Raw genomic sequence first — 21,449 nt, 5'->3', positions numbered from 1 at the left:
ACAAATGGGCAAGAAGATTTTCGGACATCTTTTGTTTGTGGCTGCACTGGCAGGCTGTGTCGCTATGACACTGCTCATGGGCAGCCAGGGAACGAAAGAATCCATGCTGTACAATCTGATCTTTCTCGCGATCATGGTTGTCCTGTATTTTGCAGGTCTCATCGGCGGTTTTTTCCGGATGAGCGGCCTGGAGCATGACTTCCAGACAGCAGCGAAGAAAGCAGAAAGAAACGATCCCACGCTGAAAACAGATAAGATTTTTGCAATCCGTTCCATTGACAAGCAGCTGAAGGATTTCTGGGGGTATGCAAAGAGTTCCAAAGGCGGCATTGCCGATGTGGAAGATTACATCAACGAAGATCTTGTCGATAACAGCATCCACAGATCTCTTCTGGAGATGATCCCGGATATGCTTACCAGCCTTGGTATTCTCGGAACCTTCATTGGTCTGGTCTGGGGACTGAAAAACTTTAATCCGGCAAACTATGATGCCATGACCTCTTCGGTTGCTTCTCTGGTAGAAGGAATCAAGGTCGCTTTCCTGACTTCTATTTACGGTCTGGCGCTGGCACTTGTGTATACTTATAATATGCGGAGCAGTTACGATTCTCTGATCGCTGCTCTGGATGATTTCCTGGATAAATTCCATGCCAATGTAATGCCGTCCGCAGAGATGGAAGCCAAAAATCTGATGATTTCTTTCCAGCAGACCCAGGCAGATTCCATCAACCGTATGGCAGACCAGTTTTCCGATCAGCTGGCAGACAGCTTTGAGAAAGTCATCACACCGGCCTTCCGGAAGATGAATCAGTCTCTGGATATTCTGGTAACGTCCATGACGAAGGGCCAGGAAGAAATGGTAAAAGGAATCCTGGATGAGTTCCTGAAGCAGATGAACAGCTCCTTTAAAATGGAATTCACCGGCTTTAACAAAGCAGTTTCAGAGCTCACCAAGGCACAGGAGAGCAATGCGGTCTATACCAAGGAGCTTTACCAGCAGCTGGCTGCAGAGCTCAATGCCACTTTCCAGCAGGAACAGAAAACGATGCACCAGCAGATGCAGAGTATGGCAGAGTCTCAGGGACAGTACATGCTCAGTGCCGATCAGGTTATGCAGGAAAGCCAGCGGATCATGAAAGAGCAGCAGAATGCATACAAGCAGATCATGGATTATATGAAAGAGGCAGAACAGACATCTGCAAAATTCTGGGTTGCCTGCAATCAGACCATGCAGAAATACGTCAATGCAGCAGCTTCCGGGCTGGAAGGCTTTACCATGTCCCAGAAATACAATGAGCAGATTTTTGAAGCAAACAGAAGACTCATTGAGAACTACTCCGAGAAGGTGGATGAGTACATGGCTGCCCAGAAGGAAGTGTCCGCAGCTCTTGAACAGATCAAGCGGGTATTTGAAGATCTGGCTGTCAGCAGAGATGATAAAAATATTTACCTTCACCGGGGAAATCTGCAGAACATCAGCTCCAACCGTGAACTGGTGCAGCAGATGGAAAATATGTTGAAGGAGGAGCAGGAAAATCAGCGGGAAACCATGCAGGAGATGTCTGAATGGGTTCAGGAGCTGGCAAAAAACGGTGGAAAAGCCAACGCAAAATTCGGCTTTTTCAAGAATAAGAATGACAGGTAGGGTTGCATATGAAGAGAAAACGTAAAAGCAAAGGAAATCGGGGCTTTAATGTATGGCGCTCCTATTCCGACATGATGTGCGGCCTTCTGCTTCTGTTTGTACTGATCATGTGCGTGACTCTTTTCCAGGCCCAGAAGACTTATGATGACAGCATTAAGGAGCGGGACGAGAGGATCGCCGCCCAGGCCCAGGTTATCAGCCAGCAGACAACTCTGGATGAACAGCAGGGGCAGATCGAGGATAAAGATCAGCTTCTGGCTGCTCAGAAAGCAAAACTGGATGAGCAGCAGGCACAGCTGGATGAACAGCAGTCCAAACTGGATGAACTGGCAGCTGCTTTGGCGGATAAACAGACAACCCTGGATGAGCAGAGTACCCAGCTTGCGGCTCAGCAGAGTGCTTTGGATGAGAAGAACAAACAGCTTTTGAACCAGCAGACGCAGATCGAGAATATCATCGGTGTCAAGGCTGATGTGATTTCTGCGTTGAAAGCAGAGTTTACAGCCCAGAATCTGAACGTGGATATCGATTCCAAGACAGGAGCTCTGATGCTGGACAGTAACGTTATGTTTGATTATAACAAGGCAGACCTTACAGAAGAAGGAAAAGCAGTTCTGGATCAGGTGCTTCCGATCTACTGTCAGGTGCTGATGAAAGAAGAATATCAGGACTATCTGGCAGAGATCATCATTGACGGTTATACCGATACCTCAGGAGACTATGCCTATAACCTGAGTCTTTCCCAGCAGAGATCCCTGGCAGTTGCCCAGTATCTTCTGGCGATTGAAGGCAATTTCCTCAGCAGCACGCAGGAGGAAGATCTGAAGCAGGTATTGACAGTTAACGGTCATTCCATGGCCAACCCGATCCTAGATGAAGACGGAAATGTGGATATGGATGCATCCCGTCGTGTGGAAGTTAAATTCCGATTAAAGGATGAAGAAATGATCGAAGAGCTGAATAAGATCATGAGTGGAACCACGGATACGGCTGAAACAGGTGCTTCTGAAACAGAAACAGCAGATCCAGAGGCCCAGGCAGCAGAATAAAAAAGAAATGAAAAAAGAGCGTTTCCCATACCATCATAAGATGGCTGCGGGAAACGCTCTTTTTCTATGGTGCGTCTGACGGCTTTATTGTTTGTTCAGATTTTTCTGGGCAGTCGAGAGCATCAGCTTGATACGGTTCAGCTGATTCACCTCGCTGGCACCGGGATCATAGTCGATGGCCACAATGTTTGCCAGAGGATACTGATGACGGATCTCTTTGATCACGCCTTTTCCTACGACATGGTTCGGCAGGCAGCCAAAGGGCTGTGTGCAGACGATGTTGTTGACTCCGCTGTGGATCAGTTCCAGCATTTCACCGGTGAGGAACCAGCCTTCACCGGTCTGGTTTCCAAGAGAAACGATATCTTTGGCATAGTTGGCAAGGTCTTCGATGTGTGCCGGCGGTGTGAAATGACGGCTGGCACGGAATTCTTTTGCAGCGGCTTTGCGGATCTGTTCCACCAGCTTGATTCCCATGTTGGCAATGGTGGCAGAAGATTTTTTCATACCCAGTTCTTCTGTCTTGAAATTGCTGTTGTAGAAGCAGTAAAGCAGGAAGTCAATGAGATCCGGCATGACAGCCTCTGCACCCTCGGCTTCCAGAAGTTCAACCAGATGGTTGTTGGCGGCCGGAAGGAATTTGACCAGGATCTCGCCGACGATGCCGACTTTCGGTTTCTGCTCGTCGGTGATCGGAATGTTGTCAAATTCCCGGATGATCTGACGGCAGATCTTCTTAAACTGGCCGTAGGTCGGATAACGGCTGGAGATGAATTTCTTGCAGATGCCCACCCATTTTTCATGGAGCTTATCTGTGGTGCCCTTCACCTGCTCGTAAGGACGCATCCGGTAGACACAGCGCATAAACACATCGCCAAAGAATGCAGCGTAGACGCCGCGGATCAGAAGCTGAGGCGTCAGCTTAAAGCCGGGGTTTTTCTCCAGTCCGCTTAAATTGATAGAGATGACAGGGATCTGTTCCATGCCGGCTTTCTCCAGGGCCCGGCGGATAAAGCCGATGTAGTTGCTGGCACGGCAGCCGCCTCCTGTCTGGGAAATCAGGACTGCTGTTTTGCTGAGGTCATATTTGCCGGAAAGTAAAGCACTCATGATCTGTCCCACCACGATGATGGAAGGATAGCAGGCATCGTTATTTACATATTTAAGACCAAGGTTTACCGCTTCCCGTTCATCACGGTTCAGTACCTCCAGACGGTAGCCGGAAGCATTGAAGGCGGTTTCCAGAAGATCGAAGTGGATCGGTGTCATCTGCGGGCAGAGGATCGTATAATCTTTCCGCATTTTTTCGGTGAATACCACCCGGTCGAAGCTGGCGGGAACAATTTTTCGCTCCTCTTTTTTCTCCTCACGGGCACGGATGGCAGCCAGAAGAGAACGGACACGGATACGGGCAGCGCCGAGATTACTGATCTCATCGATCTTCAGACAGGTATAGATTTTTCCGGAATTTGCGAGAATATCTTTTACCTGATCGGTGGTAACGGCATCCAGACCGCAGCCAAAAGAATTCAGCTGGATGAGGTCGAGATTTTCTGTGGTTTTCACATAGTTGGCAGCAGCGTAAAGACGGCTGTGGTACATCCACTGATCCATGACAATGAGGGGACGCTCCGGCTCATTGAGATTGGAGATAGAATCCTCGGTAAGCACTGCTACACCATAGGAATTGATGAGCTCCGGGATACCGTGGTTGATCTCGGAATCGACATGGTACGGTCTTCCGGCCAGAACGATACCGTGGCGGTGGTTGTCTTTCAGCCATTTTAAGGTTTCCTGTCCCTTTTCCCACATGGCCTCCCTGGTTTTTGCCAGCTCATCCCAGGCCAGACGGACCGCTTCTTCTATTTCAGCAGCCGGAATCTCCGGAAACTCTCTGGTCAGTCCCAGGGTAATGGTTTCCGGGCTTTCAAAATTCAGGAAGGGATGGCGGAAACGGATCCTGTCGTCACGAAGCTCATCAATGTTGTTCTTGATATTTTCCGGATAGGAAGTGACGATGGGACAGTTGTAATGGTTGTTGGCATCCGGGAATTCTTTTCGTTCATAAGGAATGCTGGGATAAAAGATCTCCTTGATCCCCTGGCGGATGAGCCAGGTCACGTGACCGTGCGCCAGCTTGGCCGGATAGCATTCCGATTCGCTGGGGATGGATTCGATACCAAGCTCATACATTTTATGCGTGGAAGCAGGAGTCAGGATCACCCGGTATTTCAGTTTCGTGAAAAAGGTAAACCAGAAGGGATAATTTTCATACATGTTCAGGACTCTGGGAATACCGATCTCACCTCTTTCCGCCTCATCTGCTTCCAGTGGTTCATAGCCGAAAAGAAGTTTGTTTTTATATTCGAAAAGGTTCGGGATTTTTTCTTTGTTTTTTTCTTTTCCGAGTCCGCGCTCACAACGGTTTCCGCTGATGAACTGACGTCCTCCGGTGAAACGGTTGATGGTCAGGCGGCAGTTGTTGGTACAGCCCTTGCATTTTGCCATGGTGGTCGTGAACTGGAGTTCATTGATCTTTTCAATGGAGAGCATGGTTGTTGCAGCGCCCTCCACATAGCGTTCACGGGCGATCAGAGCAGCACCGAAGGCACCCATGATACCGGCGATATCCGGACGGATCGCCTTGCAGGAAGCAATCTTTTCAAAGCTTCGAAGGACCGCATCGTTATAAAAGGTTCCTCCCTGGACAACGATGTGACGGCCAAGTTCGGTGGCATCGGAAACCTTGATCACTTTATATAAGGCATTTTTGATCACGGAATAGGCGAGACCGGCTGAAATATCCGCTACGGTAGCTCCTTCTTTCTGTGCCTGTTTTACCTTGGAGTTCATAAATACGGTACAGCGGGTTCCAAGATCGATGGGATTCTCTGCAAAAAGGGCAGCCTGTGCAAAATCCTGTACGCTGTAGTTCAGGGAATTTGCAAAGTTCTCAATGAAGGAACCACAGCCGGAGGAACAGGCTTCATTAAGCTGAACGCTGTCCACGGCGTGATTTTTGATCTTAATGCATTTCATATCCTGACCGCCGATGTCCAGAATGCAGTCTACCTTCGGATCAAAGAAGGAGGCGGCATAATAATGGGAAATTGTCTCAACCTCCCCCTCGTCCAGCATGAGACCGGCTTTGATCAGTGCTTCCCCATAGCCGGTGGAGCAGGAGTAGACGATCCGGGCGGTATCCGGCATCTGGGAATAGATTTCCTGGACTGCGCGGATAGCAGTTTTTAACGGGCTTCCGTTGTTGCTGCTGTAGAAAGAGTAGAGAAGGCTGCCGTCTTCACCGACAAGTGCCGCCTTTGTGGTCGTGGAACCGGCATCAATTCCGAGAAAGCAGTTTCCTTCATAAGTGGAAAAGTCTTTTTTGGCAACGCTGTACTGGTTCTGACGTTCCGTAAAGGCCTGATAGTCTTCCTTTGTGGCAAAGAGAGGCTCCAGTCTGGCTACTTCAAATTCCAGTTTGATGTTGGAGGAGAGTTTCTTTACCAGTGCGGAAAGGGAAACGGAAACATTCTTGTCGTAATTCAATGCGGAACCGATAGCAGCAAAGAGATGAGAATTTTCTGGTGTGATGGCATGCTCATCATCCAGCTTCAGGGTCCGGATAAAAGAAGCCTTCAATTCGGAAAGAAAATGAAGCGGTCCACCGAGGAAGGCGACATGACCGCGGATCGGTTTGCCGCAGGCCAGACCACTGATGGTCTGGTTGACGACTGCCTGGAAAATAGAAGCAGAAAGATCCTCCTTGGTAGCACCCTCGTTGATCAGGGGCTGGATATCGGTTTTTGCGAAAACGCCGCAGCGGGCGGCAATGGTATAAAGTGCTTTGTAATTTTTTGCATATTCATTCAGGCCGGTAGCGTCTGTCTGAAGGAGAGAAGCCATCTGGTCAATGAAGGAGCCGGTACCTCCGGCACAGATGCCGTTCATACGCTGTTCGACATTTCCGCCTTCAAAATAAATGATCTTCGCATCCTCGCCGCCGAGCTCGATGGCGACATCTGTCTGTGGTGCATAATGCTGTAAGGCAGTGGATACGGAAATAACTTCCTGAACAAAAGGAACACCTAGGTGTTTGGCCAGGGTCAGTCCGCCGGAACCGGTGATCATGGGATGAACGGTCAGTTCTCCCAGGGAATCATGGGCTTTTTTTAAAAGAGAAGAAAGCGTTTCCTGAATGTTGGCAAAATGCCGTTCATAATCGGAAAAAAGAAGCTTTTTTTCCTCATCCAGAATTGCAATCTTCACAGTCGTGGAACCGATGTCGATTCCTAAAGTATATCGGGTTTGCGTCATATGTATTTACAGGAAAATCCTGCGACCTCCTATTCTCTGTATAGAGTAAACGGTTGTGTGTTCCTCTCTGAAGCAGAAACTTCCTTTTATAGTAAAAGCTTCCTCAGAGCATACGAAATTTATTATAGGGCAAATAGAAAAAAAATTCAATCGACAAAGATACCAAACTGTCAGCTTCCAGGGCAAAAGTTCTTGCAAAAAAAGCCATATCAAGGTATACTGAATGGATGAAAACTGTGGCGGAAAATATACGAAACAGTTTGATGAATGAGAAAAAGGATGGTGAATCATGTATCAGCTGATAAAACAGGACGGCAAGGCAAAAAGGGGCCGTCTTACAACCGTACATGGAGTGATCGAGACTCCGGTGTTCATGAATGTGGGAACAGCGGCAGCGATTAAAGGCGCTGTCTCTACCATGGATCTGCAGGAGATCGGTACCCAGGTGGAGCTTTCCAATACCTATCATCTTCATGTGCGCCCTGGAGATGAGATCGTGAAGAAAATGGGAGGCCTTCATAAATTCATGGTCTGGGACAAGCCGATCCTGACGGATTCCGGCGGCTTTCAGGTATTTTCACTGGCAGGTCTTCGGAAGATCAAAGAGGAAGGTGTCAGATTCAACTCTCATATTGACGGCAGGAAGATTTTTATGGGACCGGAGGAGAGTATGCAGATCCAGTCCAATCTGGCTTCCACGATCGCAATGGCTTTTGATGAGTGCCCGCCCAGTACAGCCAGCCGGGAATATATCCAGAATTCCGTGGAGCGTACGTATCGCTGGCTGGTCCGCTGCAAGAATGAAATGGCCCGTCTGAATGGTCTGCCCGACACTATCAACCCTCATCAGATGCTCTTTGGTATCAATCAGGGTGGAATTTATGAAGATATCCGTATCGAAAACGCAAAAGAGATCGCAAAGCTTGATCTGGATGGCTATGCGGTAGGCGGTCTGGCTGTAGGAGAGTCCCACGAAGAGATGTATCGGATCCTGGATGCAGTAGTGCCTCATCTTCCAGTAGAAAAACCGGTCTATCTGATGGGTGTTGGAACACCGGCCAATATTCTGGAAGCTGTGGATCGTGGCGTGGATTTCTTCGACTGTGTATATCCCAGCCGGAATGGCCGTCATGGTCATGTATATACCAAATGCGGAAAACTGAATCTTTTCAATGCAAAGTATGAACTGGATCAGAATCCCATCGAGGAAGGCTGTCAGTGTCCGGCCTGCCGCCATTACAGCAGGGGCTACATCCGTCACCTTCTGAAAGCCAAGGAGATGCTGGGCATGCGTCTGTGTGTCCTTCACAATCTGTATTTCTACAATCATTTAATGGAAGAGATCCGTACAGCCATCGAAGAAGGCCGTTATAAAGAGTTTAAGAAAGCAAAGCTGGAAGGAATGGAACAGGGCGAATAACAAGAAAAAAAGCTTGATGTATTCGGGAAAATTGTGTATAGTAATAAGCATGCACAGGCGTTAGCCATAAGGAGGAAAAAATATGTTTTTATTAGCAAGTGATACTGCTGCAGCAGGCGGTATCGGTATCGGTTTCACTCTGGTATACATCGTTGTGATCGTTGTAATCATGTATTTCCTTGCGATCAGACCCCAGAAGAAAGAACAGAAAAAACTGAATGCTATGCTGGCAGAGCTGGCAGTTGGCGACAGCGTAGTGACCACCAGCGGTTTTTACGGCGTTGTCATCGATATCACAGATGAGGACGTGATCGTGGAGTTCGGAAGCAATAAAAACTGCCGTATTCCTATGAAAAAGACTGCAATTTCTCAGGTTGAGAAGCCAGGAGAAGAATAATTCAGAGAATGAGTGAAAAGGACATCGGATCATCCGGTGTCCTTTTTTTCTGTGTCACTGTAACTTTTTATTGAAAAACAGTAAAAAATGAATTATGATATACTTTAACGCAGCAGAGAAAGGATGATTGTGATGAATTATAAAATAGCAGTGATCGCCGGTGATGGTATCGGTCCGGAGATCGTCCGGGAAGCAAGAAAAGTCCTGGATGTGACAGGAAAAAAATACAATTTCTCTTTTGATTATACGGATCTTCTTATGGGAGGCGCTTCTATTGACGTGAACGGTGTGCCGCTTACCGATGAGACCATTGAAAAAGCCAAAGCAAGCGATGCAGTCCTGATGGGTTCCATCGGAGGAGATGCAAAGACGTCTCCATGGTATCGGCTTTCTCCGGATAAACGCCCGGAGGCAGGTCTTCTGAAGCTTCGGAAATCCTTAAATCTTTTTGCAAATGTGCGGCCGGCATATCTCTACGAAGAACTGAAAGCAGCCTGCCCGTTAAGAGATGAGATCATCGGAGACGGTTTCGATATGGTCATCATGAGAGAACTGACCGGAGGCCTTTATTTCGGTGAAAGAAAAACAGTGGAAGAAAACGGAGTAAAAAAAGCCACGGATACGCTGACCTATACGGAGGAAGAAATCCGCCGGATCGCCAGAAGAGGCTTTGACATAGCCATGAAACGCCGGAAAAAAGTGACAAGCGTAGATAAAGCCAATGTGCTGGATTCTTCCCGTCTCTGGAGAAGCGTGGTAGAGGAAGTGGCAAAGGATTATCCGGAAGTGACCCTGGAACATATGCTGGTAGATAACTGTGCCATGCAGCTCGTCCGTGATCCGAAACAGTTCGATGTGATCCTGACGGAGAACATGTTTGGTGATATTCTTTCTGATGAAGCAAGCATGGTGACCGGTTCCATCGGAATGCTTTCTTCCGCAAGCCTTAATGAAACAAAGTTTGGCCTCTATGAGCCGAGTCACGGTTCCGCACCGGATATCGCAGGCCAGGATAAAGCAAACCCCATCGCAACCATTCTTTCAGCAGCCATGATGCTTCGTTTTTCTCTGGATCTTGACGAGGCGGCGGATGCCATTGAGGCAGCGGTAAAGCAGGTTTTAAAAGACGGTTACCGCACAGGTGATATCATGTCTGAAGGCTGTACCCTTGTAGGCACGGCAAAGATGGGCGATCTGATCGCTGAGAGAATTCAGTAAGAGATAAAAGGAGTGTACTATTATGAAAAGTGATGCAGTAAAAAAAGGAGTACAGCAGGCACCTCACCGTTCCCTTTTCAATGCGCTTGGATTTACCAAAGAAGAGATGGAACGTCCGCTGGTCGGAATCGTAAGTTCCTATAATGAGATCGTTCCCGGTCATATGAACCTGGATAAGATTGTGGAAGCCGTAAAAATGGGCGTTGCAATGGCTGGCGGAGTGCCGAGAGTGTTTCCGGCGATCGCTGTCTGTGACGGAATCGCCATGGGTCATGTGGGAATGAAATACTCTCTGGTTACCAGAGACCTCATTGCCGATTCCACAGAAGCGATGGCAATGGCACATCAGTTTGATGCCCTTGTCATGGTCCCGAACTGTGATAAAAATGTGCCGGGTCTTCTGATGGCAGCAGCCCGGCTGAATATTCCGACGGTCTTTGTCAGCGGCGGTCCCATGCTGGCAGGTCATGTGGAAGGCAGAAAGAGAAGCCTTTCCAGCATGTTCGAGGCAGTAGGAGAGTATACGGCGGGCAAGATCAATGCAGAAGAGCTGGAGGAGTATGAGTGTAAGGTCTGCCCGACCTGCGGTTCCTGTTCCGGTATGTATACAGCCAACAGCATGAACTGTCTGACAGAGGTCCTGGGCATGGGACTTCAGGGGAACGGAACGATCCCGGCTGTTTATTCCGAGAGGCTCCGCCTTGCCAAGAGAGCCGGTATGCAGGTTATGGAGCTTCTGAAGAAAAACATCCGCCCGAGAGATATCATGACAGACAAAGCCTTTATGAATGCGCTGACCGTAGATATGGCGCTGGGCTGTTCCACAAACAGTATGCTTCATCTTCCGGCTATCGCTCATGAAGCAGGAGTGGAGCTGAATGTGGACATTGCCAATGAGGTAAGCGCACGCACGCCGAACCTCTGTCATCTGGCACCGGCAGGTCCTAACTACATGGAGGATCTGAACGAGGCAGGCGGTGTATATGCAGTCATGAAAGAACTGACCAGAAAAAATCTGTTGAATCTGGATTGTATGACAGTTACCGGAAAGACGGTTGGAGAGAACATTGCAAACAGTGTAAACCGCAATCCGGAAGTGATCCGTCCGATCGATCATCCGTACAGTACCACCGGCGGTCTGGCTATCCTGAAAGGAAATCTGGCTCCGGATTCCGGTGTGGTAAAACGTTCTGCGGTAGTACCGGAAATGATGGTTCATGAAGGTCCTGCCAGAGTCTTTGACTGCGAGGAAGATGCCATTGCGGCTATTCTTGGCGGTAAGATCGTGGCCGGTGACGTCGTTGTCATCCGTTATGAAGGTCCGAAAGGCGGCCCCGGCATGCGTGAGATGCTGAATCCGACTTCTGCGATCGCAGGTATGGGACTTGGTTCCAGTGTTGCTCTTATTACAGATGGCCGCTTCAGCGGTGCATCCAGAGGTGCTTCTATCGGCCATGTATCTCCGGAGGCAGCTGTGGGAGGTCCGATCGCTTTAGTGGAGGAGGGAGATATCATCTCCATCAATATCCCGGAGAACCGTCTGGAGCTTAAAGTGAGCGAAGAAGTCCTTGCTGAGAGAAAGGCGAAATGGCAGCCCAGAGAACCGAAGATCACGACCGGTTATCTGGCCCGCTATGCGGCAATGGTTACCTCAGGAAACCGCGGCGCGATCCTTGAAATACCAAAGACAAAATAACTGGAGGAAGAAGAATGAAATTAACAGGTTCTCAGATCGTTGTGGAATGCCTGAAAGAACAGGGTGTGGATACCGTTTTTGGGTATCCGGGCGGTGCGATCCTGAATATTTATGATGAACTTTATAAACATGACAAGGAAATCCATCATATCCTGACCTCCCATGAACAGGGAGCTTCGCATGCGGCAGACGGTTATGCCAGAGCTACCGGAAAAGTGGGCGTCTGCATGGCGACCTCCGGTCCCGGTGCAACCAATCTGGTCACTGGTATCGCCACTGCCTATATGGATTCGGTTCCTGTCGTTGCGATCACAGCAAATGTGACGGTTCCCCTTCTCGGACGTGACAGTTTCCAGGAGATCGATATCACCGGCGTTACCATGCCCATCACCAAACATAATTTTATCGTGAAGAATGTTGCAGATCTGGCAGATGCCCTGCGCCGTGCTTTCTTTATTGCACAGGAGGGACGCCCCGGTCCTGTCCTGGTGGATATCCCCAAAGATGTAACGGCTGCAGAGACCGAATATACCAGGCAGGAGCCCTGGCCGGTCTTTCGCAGTACGGAATATATCAAAGAGGCAGATCTTGAGACGGCAGCAGAGATGATCAATAAGAGTGAGCGTCCCTTCCTGTATGTAGGGGGCGGAGCTGTGATATCAAATGCTTCGGAAGAGGTGAGCGCTCTGGCTCATAAGATCAATGCGCCTGTGGGAGACAGCCTGATGGGAAAAGGCGCGTTTGACGGCAGAGATGAGCTCTACTGTGGTATGATCGGTATGCACGGAACCAAGGCTTCCAACTTTGGTGTGACGGACTGTGACCTTCTGATCGTCATCGGCGCCCGTTTCAGTGACCGTGTGGTAGGAAAAGTATCCAAATTTGCAGAAAATGCCAAAATCCTTCAGATCGATGTGGATGCGGCAGAGATCAATAAGAACGTGGTAGTAGACGCTTCTGTTATCGGTGATGTAAAAGAAGTGCTGAAACGTCTCCTTCCGAAAGTGGAAGAAAATGCCCATGAGGAATGGGTAAAACACATCGAGGGCTATAAGAATCAGTTCCCGCTGAAATACGATCCGGCAGGTCTGACTGCACCCTATGTGGTGAAAGAGCTTTACCGGATCACAGAAGGAAATGCCCTGATCGTCACAGAAGTCGGACAGCATCAGATGTGGGCTGCCCAGTATTATAAATATAAGGAGCCCCATCAGCTTCTGACCTCCGGCGGTCTTGGTACGATGGGATATGGTCTTGGAGCTGCAATCGGAGCAAAGGTTGGCCGCCCGGATAAAACGGTGATCAATATCGCCGGTGACGGCTGTTTCCGTATGAATATGAATGAGATCGCTACGGCTGCGAGATATAACATTCCGGTCATCGAGGTTGTCATCAATAACCATGTACTTGGAATGGTTCGCCAGTGGCAGACATTGTTCTACGGAAAGCGTTACTCGAATACAATTCTTAATGACAATGTGGATTTTGTCAAACTGGCAGAGGCCATGGGTGCTGTCGGTATCCGTGTGACAAAGAAAGAAGAGCTGGAGCCTGCTGTACGCAAGGCCATAGAGCTTGGCCGTCCCGTAGTGATCGACTGCATCATTGACAAGGATGATAAAGTATTCCCCATGGTTCCTGCCGGGGCTGCCATAGAGGAAGTTTTTGATCAGGATGACCTGAAATAAGAAACCAGAGAGAAAGTCTGTAAAAGAAAACAGACTTTCTTTTTTTGTACGCAGACTAAAGACAAATGTAACTGCTGGGAAAATAAATGTTGACAATTCTTTCACAATGCGATACACTTTAATGAATTAAAGAGATAGATGACAAAATCAAAGGTCAGTATCTTTAATAACAGATGACAGGATTAAGAGGAGGAAGCAAGTAGTGAAGAGAGTGTACAATTTTTCAGCGGGTCCGGCTTGTCTGCCGGAAGAAGTATTAAAAGAAGCTGCGGAGGAAATGCTGGATTACTGTGGTTCAGGAATGTCCGTGATGGAAATGAGTCATCGATCTTCGACTTTCGACCAGATCATAAAGACGGCGGAACAGGATTTAAGAGATCTGATGCAGATCCCTGATAATTACAAGGTGCTTTTTCTGCAGGGAGGTGCTTCCCAGCAGTTTGCCATGATCCCGATGAACCTGATGAAAAATAAGGTGGCTGATTATATCGTTACCGGCCAGTGGGCAAAGAAGGCATGGCAGGAAGCACAGAAATACGGAAAAGCAAATAAGATCGCCTCTTCAGAGGATAAGACGTTTTCTTATATTCCGGATTGCAGCGATCTTCCCATCAGCCCGGATGCAGATTATGTTTATATCTGTGAGAACAATACGATTTACGGAACGAAATTTAAAGAACTTCCGAATACGAAAGGAAAGACACTGGTTGCAGATGTGTCCTCCTGTTTCCTTTCTGAACCGGTGGATGTGACAAAATACGGGATCATCTACGGCGGTGTCCAGAAGAATATCGGACCGGCAGGTATGGTCATTACGATCATAAGAGAAGATCTGATCACGGAGGACGTTCTTCCGGGAACTCCGACCATGCTGACTTATAAGACGCATGCGGATGCGGATTCCCTTTACAATACACCGAACTGTTACTGCATTTATATGTGCGGCAAGGTTTTCAAATGGCTGAAAAAGAACGGTGGTCTTGCTGCCATGAAAGAAAAGAATGAGAAAAAAGCAGCGATTCTTTATGATTATCTGGATCAGAGCCGTCTTTTCCATGGTACGGTGGAAAAGAAAGACCGTTCTCTTATGAATGTTCCTTTTGTGACAGGGGATAAAGAGCTGGATGCCAGATTTGTCAAAGAAGCAGAGGCAGCAGGCTTTGTAAACCTGAAAGGCCACAGAACGGTAGGCGGTATGCGGGCCAGCATTTACAATGCCATGCCGCTGGAAGGAGTGGAAGCTCTGGTGGCATTTATGAAGAAGTTTGAGGAGGAGAATCTGTAATGTTTAAATATACCTGTCTGAATGCGATTTCTGAGAAAGGAACAGCTCTTTTCGGAGAAGATTTTGAAAAAACAGAAGATTTCAACGAAGCGGATGCGGTGATGGTACGAAGCGCTTCCATGCATGAGATGGTACTTCCGGCCTGCCTGGAAGCTGTTGCAAGGGCCGGTGCCGGTGTCAATAACATTCCGCTGGAAAAATGTGCAGAACAGGGCATCGTGGTTTTCAACACACCGGGAGCCAATGCCAATGGTGTAAAAGAACTGGTTCTGGCAGGTCTTCTTCTGGCTTCCAGAGATATCATTGGTGGTGTCAGCTGGGTACAAAGTGAAAAAGACAGCGAGGACCTCGGAAAAAAGGCGGAGAAGGAGAAAAAACATTTTGCAGGCTGTGAGCTGAAAGGAAAGAAGCTCGGTATCATTGGTCTTGGCGCAATCGGCGTTCTGGTGGCCAATGCGGCAGTGAATCTGGATATGGAGGTTTATGGCTATGATCCCTACATTTCCGTGGACGGAGCCTGGAAGCTTTCCAGAGACATTCATCATATCCAGGATGTAAATGATATTTACCGGGAATGTGATTACATTACCATTCATGTTCCTCTTCTGGACAGCACGAAAGAGATGATCAATGAGGCTGCTTTAAGCCAGATGAAAGACGGTGTTGTGATCCTGAATTTTGCAAGAGATCTTCTCGTAGATGAAAAAGCGATGGTCGCTGCGCTGGAGCAGGGAAAAGTAAAACGTTATGTAGTGGACTTCCCCACACCTGCGATCGCAAAAACACCGGGAGCCATTGTGATCCCGCATCTGGGTGCATCCACACAGGAGTCAGAAGACAACTGTGCGAGAATGGCGGCAGAAGAACTCATTGATTACATGGAAAACGGAAACATCCGTCATTCGGTCAATTATCCGGACTGTGAGATGGGTGTCTGCCAGGAGAAGTGTCGCATTGCCATCAATCACCGGAATATCAAGAATATGATCGGTCAGTTTACCACTCTTTTCGGAGAAGCGGATATCAACATCGCCAAAATGCTGAACAAGAGCAAAGGAAACTATGCCTATTCTCTTTTTGATCTTGAGAGTCATCCGTCGGAAGCGGTTCTGGAAGGATTAAAAAAGATCAATGGTGTTCTGAAGGTACGCATTTTGAAATGAAAATAAGAAAAAGGCTGCAGCTTGCAGTCTTTTCTTATTTTTAAGGCAGTAAAGAGGAAAACTGTGAAAAAGGCTTGAAAGTGAAAGCAGATATGATAAAATGTAACTATTCAGAACCGACTGCGTTCATGGGCAGGCAGCGAAAATGGATTGCGAATGTCCGCGTTACATGATGACAGCGGTGAAGCAGAAACTTCAAAGCAGAATAAATAAGAGAAGATATGGATACAGGGGAGGTGTGTTGGGATGAACGAAAGACTGTATAACCTGATGGACTGGGCTGAGATCGAGGCAGTTACCTATGCAGAGACCGATGACCCGCACAGTCTTTTGGGAGCACAGGTTACGGATGATGGAATACTGATCCAGACATTTATTCCCACAGCAGCATCCGTTAGCGTTGTATGTGGAAAAAAATCATATCCCATGGAACTGGAAGACGAGGCAGGATTTTTTGCAGCACTCATTCCGGGAAAGAGGATTCCATCGTATACTTTGCAGGTAACCTTTGACAGTGGAGATACCGTCTGCTGGCAGGATCCCTATGCGTTTGAACCACAGATCACAGAAAAAGAGCAAAAGCGTTTCAAGGCTGGGATCTGTTACGATATTTATGAAAAACTGGGAGCCCATCCGATGACAGTCAAAGGAATTCCCGGTGTTTATTTTGCCGTATGGGCACCGAATGCCATGCGTGTCAGCCTGGTAGGTGATTTTAACCTCTGGGATGGACGGAGACTTCCGATGAGAAGACTTCCAGATTCCGGTATTTTTGAATTGTTTGTTCCTGGACTTTCGGCTGGGACGCTTTATAAATATGAGATCAAGGCGAAAAACGGGCTTGTCTTTCTGAAGGCGGATCCCTATGCCAATGAAACCGAAGAATCTCCCGGGACTGCATCCGTGGTGACAGACCTTTCCGGCTTTGAATGGAAGGATCAGGACTGGATGGCCAGAAGGAAAAAATGCGATGTCAAAAAAGAGGCAATGGCTGTCTATGAGATGCACCTGGGCTCCTGGAAACGAAAAGAAAACGGAGAGCTTTATAATTTTCGGGAATTAGCTCCTTTGGTGGCTGCTTATGTAAAGAAGATGAATTACACGCATGTGGAGCTTATGCCGGTGATGGAACATTATGCAGAAGACTCCTGGGGGTATCAGGTGACCGGATATTATGCACCTGCCAGAAAATACGGCACTCCAGAGGACTTCATGTATTTCATGGATTATCTTCACAGAGAAGGGATCGGTGTGATCCTGGACTGGGTTCCGGCTCATTTTCCGAAATACGATTTTGGACTGGGCGGTTTTGACGGTACTTGTCTTTATGAGCATCCGGATCCGCGTCGCGGGATCCATCCGGAGTGGGGGACGTATGTGTTTGATTATGGAAAGCCGGAGGTTTCTGATTTCCTGATCGCAAATGCACTTTTCTGGGCAGAAAAGTATCATGCAGATGGGCTTCGCATGAATGCGGTGGCATCCATGCTTTATCTGGACTACGGCCGTCAGGGCGGTGAATGGGCTGCCAATATGTATGGCGGAAATGAAAACCTGGAAGCAGTGGAGTTTTTTAAACATCTGAATTCCATCTTTAAGAAAAAGCAGCCCGGTGTCGTTCTTATTGCAGAGGAATCAGCGGCCTGGCCAAGAGTGACCGCACCGGTGGAAGAAGAAGGGCTTGGTTTTGATCTCAAATGGAATACAGGCTGGACAGAAGATCTTCTGGAATATCTGAGTCTGGATCCGATCTTCCGGGGCTATCATCACGGAGATCTGACCTTTAGCATGATCTATGCGTACAGCGAAGATTATATGCTGACGTTTTCTCATGACGATGTGGTGAACGGAAAGGAATCCATGATCCGGAAAATGCCGGGCAGAGCGGCTCAGCAGGAAGCAAACTTACGGGCGGCTTATGCGTATATGGCGGCGCATCCCGGAAAGAAGCTCCTTTTCATGGGGCAGGAGTTTGCGCAGGAAAAAGACTGGGATGCGGAAAATGAACTGGACTGGGGGCTTTTAGAAGAGGAAGAGCATCAGAAAATGCAGCATTTTGTCAGTGATCTCAACCATTTTTATCAGACACACCCGGCCCTTTACCGACTGGATTATGATCCGGACGGTTTTGAATGGATCAACAGCATTTCGGCTAACGAAAATATGCTTGTTTTCGCAAGGAACACAGAGAAAAAGGAAGATACCATTCTGGCGGTGGTGAACTTCTCGCCGGTGACTTATGAAAAACGAAAGATTGGTGTTCCCTGGCCCGGAAAATATAAGGAGATCTTTAACAGCGACCGGGAAGAATATGGTGGAAGCGGAGCCGGAAATCCAAGAGTGAAACAATCCAGGAAAGAAGAGTGTGACGGCAGAGAACACTCCATTACGATTACTGTCCCACCCATGAGTGTTCTTTTCTTTGCTTTTGCCGGAACTGCCCCGAGGGCAGCTACCAATCGCGAGGCAAAAGCGAATTATAATAAGAAGAAACAGGAGGAATTATGAGAAAACAAAAGAAAAAGCATACCGTGTTGAAGGTGATCCTGCTGATCGTATTGATCCTGCTCCTTGTAGCAGCAGGCGGAGCCTTCTGGGTGTACCAGAAATTCAGCGATACGGTAGGAGAGATGAATTACCGGGAACTGGAAAGCGACAAGCTTGAGATTAACCAGCAGGTAAAAGAGAATAAAAAATTAAAAGGTTATACCAACATTGCACTTTTTGGCCTGGATTCCCGCGAAGGCAACCTGGAACAGGCAAACAGCGATACCATCATCATTGCCAGCATCAACAATGACACAAAAGAGATCAAAATGGTATCTGTTTACCGAGATACTTATCTCAATATCGGCGGTAATATGTACCGGAAAGCCAATGCGGCGTATGCCAACGGCGGTCCTGAGTGGGCGGTAAGTATGCTGAATACAAATCTGGACCTGGATATCAAAGAATTTGTTTCTGTAGATTTCAATGCACTGGTAAATCTGATCGATGCGATCGGAGGCCTGGAGATCACAGTAGATGAAGAAGAAGCGGGTTATGTGAATGGCTATTGTGTAGAGACCTCTCAGGTTACCGGAAAAACCTATGAAGACCTTCCGGGAGCAGGTACGTATCTGATGAATGGCGTACAGGCAGTTTCTTATACCCGTATCCGTTACACATCCGGAAATGACTTCAAGAGAACTGAGAGACAGAGAGAAGTGATCGGAAAGATCGTGGATAAGGTAAAAACCATGGGCGTCAGTGATCTGATGGATCTTGCACATACCATGTTCCCGAAAGTACTCACCAGCTTTTCCGAGACAGAACTGATCAAACTTGGTCTGAATATCCTGAATTATAAGCTTGGTGATTCCTGTGGCTTCCCGTTTGCTCACCGTACCAGTCAGAGTGATTACAATGAGGTTCCGGTTACTCTGGAAAGCAATGTGACCCAGCTGCATGAGTATCTCTTTGGTGATTCCGCTTATCAGCCTTCGGATATGGTCGTATCCCGAAGCCAGGAGATCATCAACGCCACCGGTTATGATGATCCGTCTCTTGCAAGCACGGAAAACTACAGTACCGGCGAATAAACAGTCTGTGTACTGATATATGAAGAAAAGGCATCCTTCTTGTGTGAAGGGTGCCTTTTCTTTGTATAAATCAGCATAAACTAATTATCCGTTTACGTCTTTTAAAGATAATTAACGATACAGCAAGCCGGAATAATTCTTCCGTGGTAAGCAATGCATACACACCAACAATTCCTCAATTGGAGTCTATCGCTGTGTGTGTGGAAATGAGATGGACAGAGATCGTAATGCAGCAATCAACATCCGCGAAGAGGCGAGAAGGATGTTGACAGCATAAATTGTCCGTATCCGGACAATAGAAAGATAAAAAAATGCCCGTGTCCGGGCAAAAGAATCGCGGGGCACGCGAGGATAGCTTGTAGATACTTGGCCCAGTAGAGCCATTGAGCAAGAAGCCCCCACTTCAAAATCAGTGATTTAAGTGGTGGGAGCATGTCACCATGGGTTAATCATTAATGATATTCTGGTTTTATTATACAAGACAAAAAGTAAAATAGAATTGATATAATGGTAAAAAAGTATTACCATTATAAATGGAAGTGAACATAAAGTGGCAAAATAGTATGTTCAGAAAAGCACAGAGCTTTTTTTAAAGAGAAAACAGGAAATCAGAAAAAATGAAAATTGCGGAGGTGGATCTGTTGAAGGAAAGTACATATCAAACTCCTTGTGGAACAATACACTATTGGTCAAGTATTCTGAGTTTAGATACAATTACGCTTATATTTCTACCAGGGCTGACTGCTGATCATAGATTGTTTGATAAGCAGGTTGAGTACTTCGAGGGAAAATATAATATGATTGTATGGGATGCACCGGCTCATGCATCCTCCTGGCCGTTTCGGTTTGATTTTGACCTGTTTGATAAGGCAAAATGGCTGAATGAGATTCTTGAAAAAGAAGAAATCATAAAACCGGTTATAATCGGCCAATCAATGGGAGGATATGTAGGACAGGCTTATGCACAATTGTATCCCGGCCGGCTGGCAGGTTTTATTTCCATTGATTCAGCACCGCTGCAGAGAAACTATGTGACAGCAGTGGAAATCTGGCTTCTGAAAAGAATGGAACCAATATATGCACATTATCCATGGAAGTCGCTTTTAAAATCGGGAACTGAGGGAGTTGCAACTTCCAGTTATGGCAGAAGCCTGATGAGGGAAATGATGCTGGTCTATGATGGTGATCGGCGTCGTTATGCACAAATTGCCGGGCATGGATTTCGTATTCTGGCAGAGGCAATGGAAAAGGATCTGTCATATGAAATCAAATGTCCTTCCCTGTTGATATGTGGCACAAAGGATCATGCCGGTTCATGCATAAGGTATAATAGAGCATGGCATCAAAAAACGAAAATTCCTTTAAAGTGGGTTGAAGGAGCCGGTCATAATTCTAATACAGATAAACCGGAGATGATCAATAGCTTGATAGAAGAATTTCTTTCAAATATTTTATGACAGGCAACTCGAATTTTATTGACCAAGAAAATGTTAATCAAAGCGTATAATTGACGCCTTGTCGGATAGTGTATGTTCTAAAAAAGAACACAAAAAAAGCCCGTAAATACGGGCTTTTTTTTAAGCTCCCGGCCGGATTCGAACCGGCGACCTACGCATTACGAATGCGTTGCTCTACCAGCTGAGCCACGGAAGCCTGTCAGTGCTTTCGCATCGACTCATTTATTATATAACAGAAGGTTATGATTGGCAAGTGTTTTTTTGAAAAAAATTAAATCAACATATTTTTTGAAAAACTTGAAAAAAGTAGTTGACAATCCCGTTCCATTGGTGTATTATACTACATGTCGCCGATGAAATTGATTGAACTGCTCAAACAATTCAAACAATTCAAACTTTTAAATCTTCAAAAAAGATAAAAAAGTGGTTGACAAAGGAAACAAAACCTGATATAGTATAGAAGTTACTGCTGAGACAGCAACAAACCAAGAACCTTGATAACTGAACAGTGACATATCCTTGAAAGTTCAAAA

General features: G+C 47.1%; 14 protein-coding genes and 1 tRNA gene. 13 read left to right on the top strand and 2 right to left on the bottom strand.

Translation table 11 applies throughout. The features are described 5' to 3' along the window. Window positions 1-4 precede the first annotated feature (4 nt). Together DXA57_RS14985 and DXA57_RS14980 are read left to right on the top strand one after the other, a co-directional pair. Window positions 5-1,645: a MotA/TolQ/ExbB proton channel family protein gene (locus DXA57_RS14985; RefSeq protein WP_158571340.1), complete on the top strand. Its 1,641-nt coding sequence runs from the start codon at window positions 5-7 to the stop codon at window positions 1,643-1,645. Window positions 1,646-1,653: 8 nt separating this feature from the next. Continuing rightward, window positions 1,654-2,694, top strand: coding sequence for an OmpA family protein (locus tag DXA57_RS14980; RefSeq protein ID WP_117768083.1), 1,041 nt, complete (start codon window positions 1,654-1,656; stop codon window positions 2,692-2,694). An 84-nt stretch (window positions 2,695-2,778) separates the two neighbouring features. Here the strand turns inward: DXA57_RS14980 and DXA57_RS14975 are convergent, their stop codons facing one another. Beyond that, a complete protein-coding gene (locus DXA57_RS14975; protein ID WP_117768082.1) occupies window positions 2,779-7,011 on the bottom strand; it encodes a 2-hydroxyacyl-CoA dehydratase in 4,233 nt (1,410 codons plus the stop codon). Between the two features lie 289 nt (window positions 7,012-7,300). Between DXA57_RS14975 and tgt the strand changes: the two genes are divergently transcribed. From tgt to DXA57_RS14920, 11 genes are all read left to right on the top strand, one after another. Further along, a complete protein-coding gene (gene tgt, locus DXA57_RS14970; RefSeq protein ID WP_117768081.1) occupies window positions 7,301-8,431 on the top strand; it encodes a tRNA guanosine(34) transglycosylase Tgt in 1,131 nt (376 codons plus the stop codon). Window positions 8,432-8,513: 82 nt separating this feature from the next. Beyond that, complete coding sequence (gene yajC, locus DXA57_RS14965) at window positions 8,514-8,828, top strand: preprotein translocase subunit YajC (protein WP_117768080.1); 315 nt, start codon at window positions 8,514-8,516, stop codon at window positions 8,826-8,828. 132 nt (window positions 8,829-8,960) lie between these two features. Next, a complete protein-coding gene (gene leuB, locus DXA57_RS14960; protein ID WP_117768100.1) occupies window positions 8,961-10,046 on the top strand; it encodes a 3-isopropylmalate dehydrogenase in 1,086 nt (361 codons plus the stop codon). Between the two features lie 22 nt (window positions 10,047-10,068). Then, complete coding sequence (gene ilvD, locus DXA57_RS14955) at window positions 10,069-11,742, top strand: dihydroxy-acid dehydratase (RefSeq protein WP_117768079.1); 1,674 nt, start codon at window positions 10,069-10,071, stop codon at window positions 11,740-11,742. A gap of 14 nt (window positions 11,743-11,756) precedes the next feature. Next, window positions 11,757-13,430, top strand: coding sequence for a biosynthetic-type acetolactate synthase large subunit (ilvB, locus tag DXA57_RS14950; RefSeq protein WP_117768078.1), 1,674 nt, complete (start codon window positions 11,757-11,759; stop codon window positions 13,428-13,430). Between the two features lie 202 nt (window positions 13,431-13,632). Continuing rightward, the gene (serC, locus tag DXA57_RS14945) at window positions 13,633-14,715 is read left to right on the top strand and encodes a 3-phosphoserine/phosphohydroxythreonine transaminase (RefSeq protein WP_117768077.1); all 1,083 of its coding nucleotides are present in this window, start codon (window positions 13,633-13,635) and stop codon (window positions 14,713-14,715) included. Continuing rightward, on the top strand, window positions 14,715-15,878 hold the full coding sequence (locus tag DXA57_RS14940) for a phosphoglycerate dehydrogenase (RefSeq protein WP_117768076.1): 1,164 nt from the start codon (window positions 14,715-14,717) through the stop codon (window positions 15,876-15,878). Before serC ends, DXA57_RS14940 begins: the two co-directional genes overlap by 1 nt. Window positions 15,879-16,124: 246 nt before the next feature. Next, on the top strand, window positions 16,125-18,386 hold the full coding sequence (glgB, locus tag DXA57_RS14935; protein WP_117768075.1) for a 1,4-alpha-glucan branching protein GlgB: 2,262 nt from the start codon (window positions 16,125-16,127) through the stop codon (window positions 18,384-18,386). Beyond that, complete coding sequence (locus DXA57_RS14930; RefSeq protein WP_117768074.1) at window positions 18,383-19,459, top strand: LCP family protein; 1,077 nt, start codon at window positions 18,383-18,385, stop codon at window positions 19,457-19,459. The genes glgB and DXA57_RS14930 overlap by 4 nt, the downstream gene beginning before the upstream one ends. A 196-nt stretch (window positions 19,460-19,655) precedes the next feature. Then, window positions 19,656-19,736: a transposase gene (locus tag DXA57_RS17875; protein ID WP_243005809.1), complete on the top strand. Its 81-nt coding sequence runs from the start codon at window positions 19,656-19,658 to the stop codon at window positions 19,734-19,736. Between the two features lie 340 nt (window positions 19,737-20,076). Further along, entirely contained in the window at window positions 20,077-20,916 is an 840-nt protein-coding gene (locus DXA57_RS14920) for an alpha/beta hydrolase (RefSeq protein ID WP_330423282.1), read from the top strand. A 123-nt stretch (window positions 20,917-21,039) separates the two neighbouring features. Here the strand turns inward: DXA57_RS14920 and DXA57_RS14915 are convergent. Next, window positions 21,040-21,112, bottom strand: a tRNA-Thr gene (locus DXA57_RS14915). Between the last annotated feature and the right edge of the window lie 337 nt (window positions 21,113-21,449).

It is taken from the genome of Blautia sp. OF03-15BH (assembly GCF_003463065.1).
GTDB lineage: Bacteria > Bacillota > Clostridia > Lachnospirales > Lachnospiraceae > Limivivens.
Note: the sequence above shows the minus strand (reverse complement) of the source record. Positions and strands in the feature narration are given on the sequence as shown.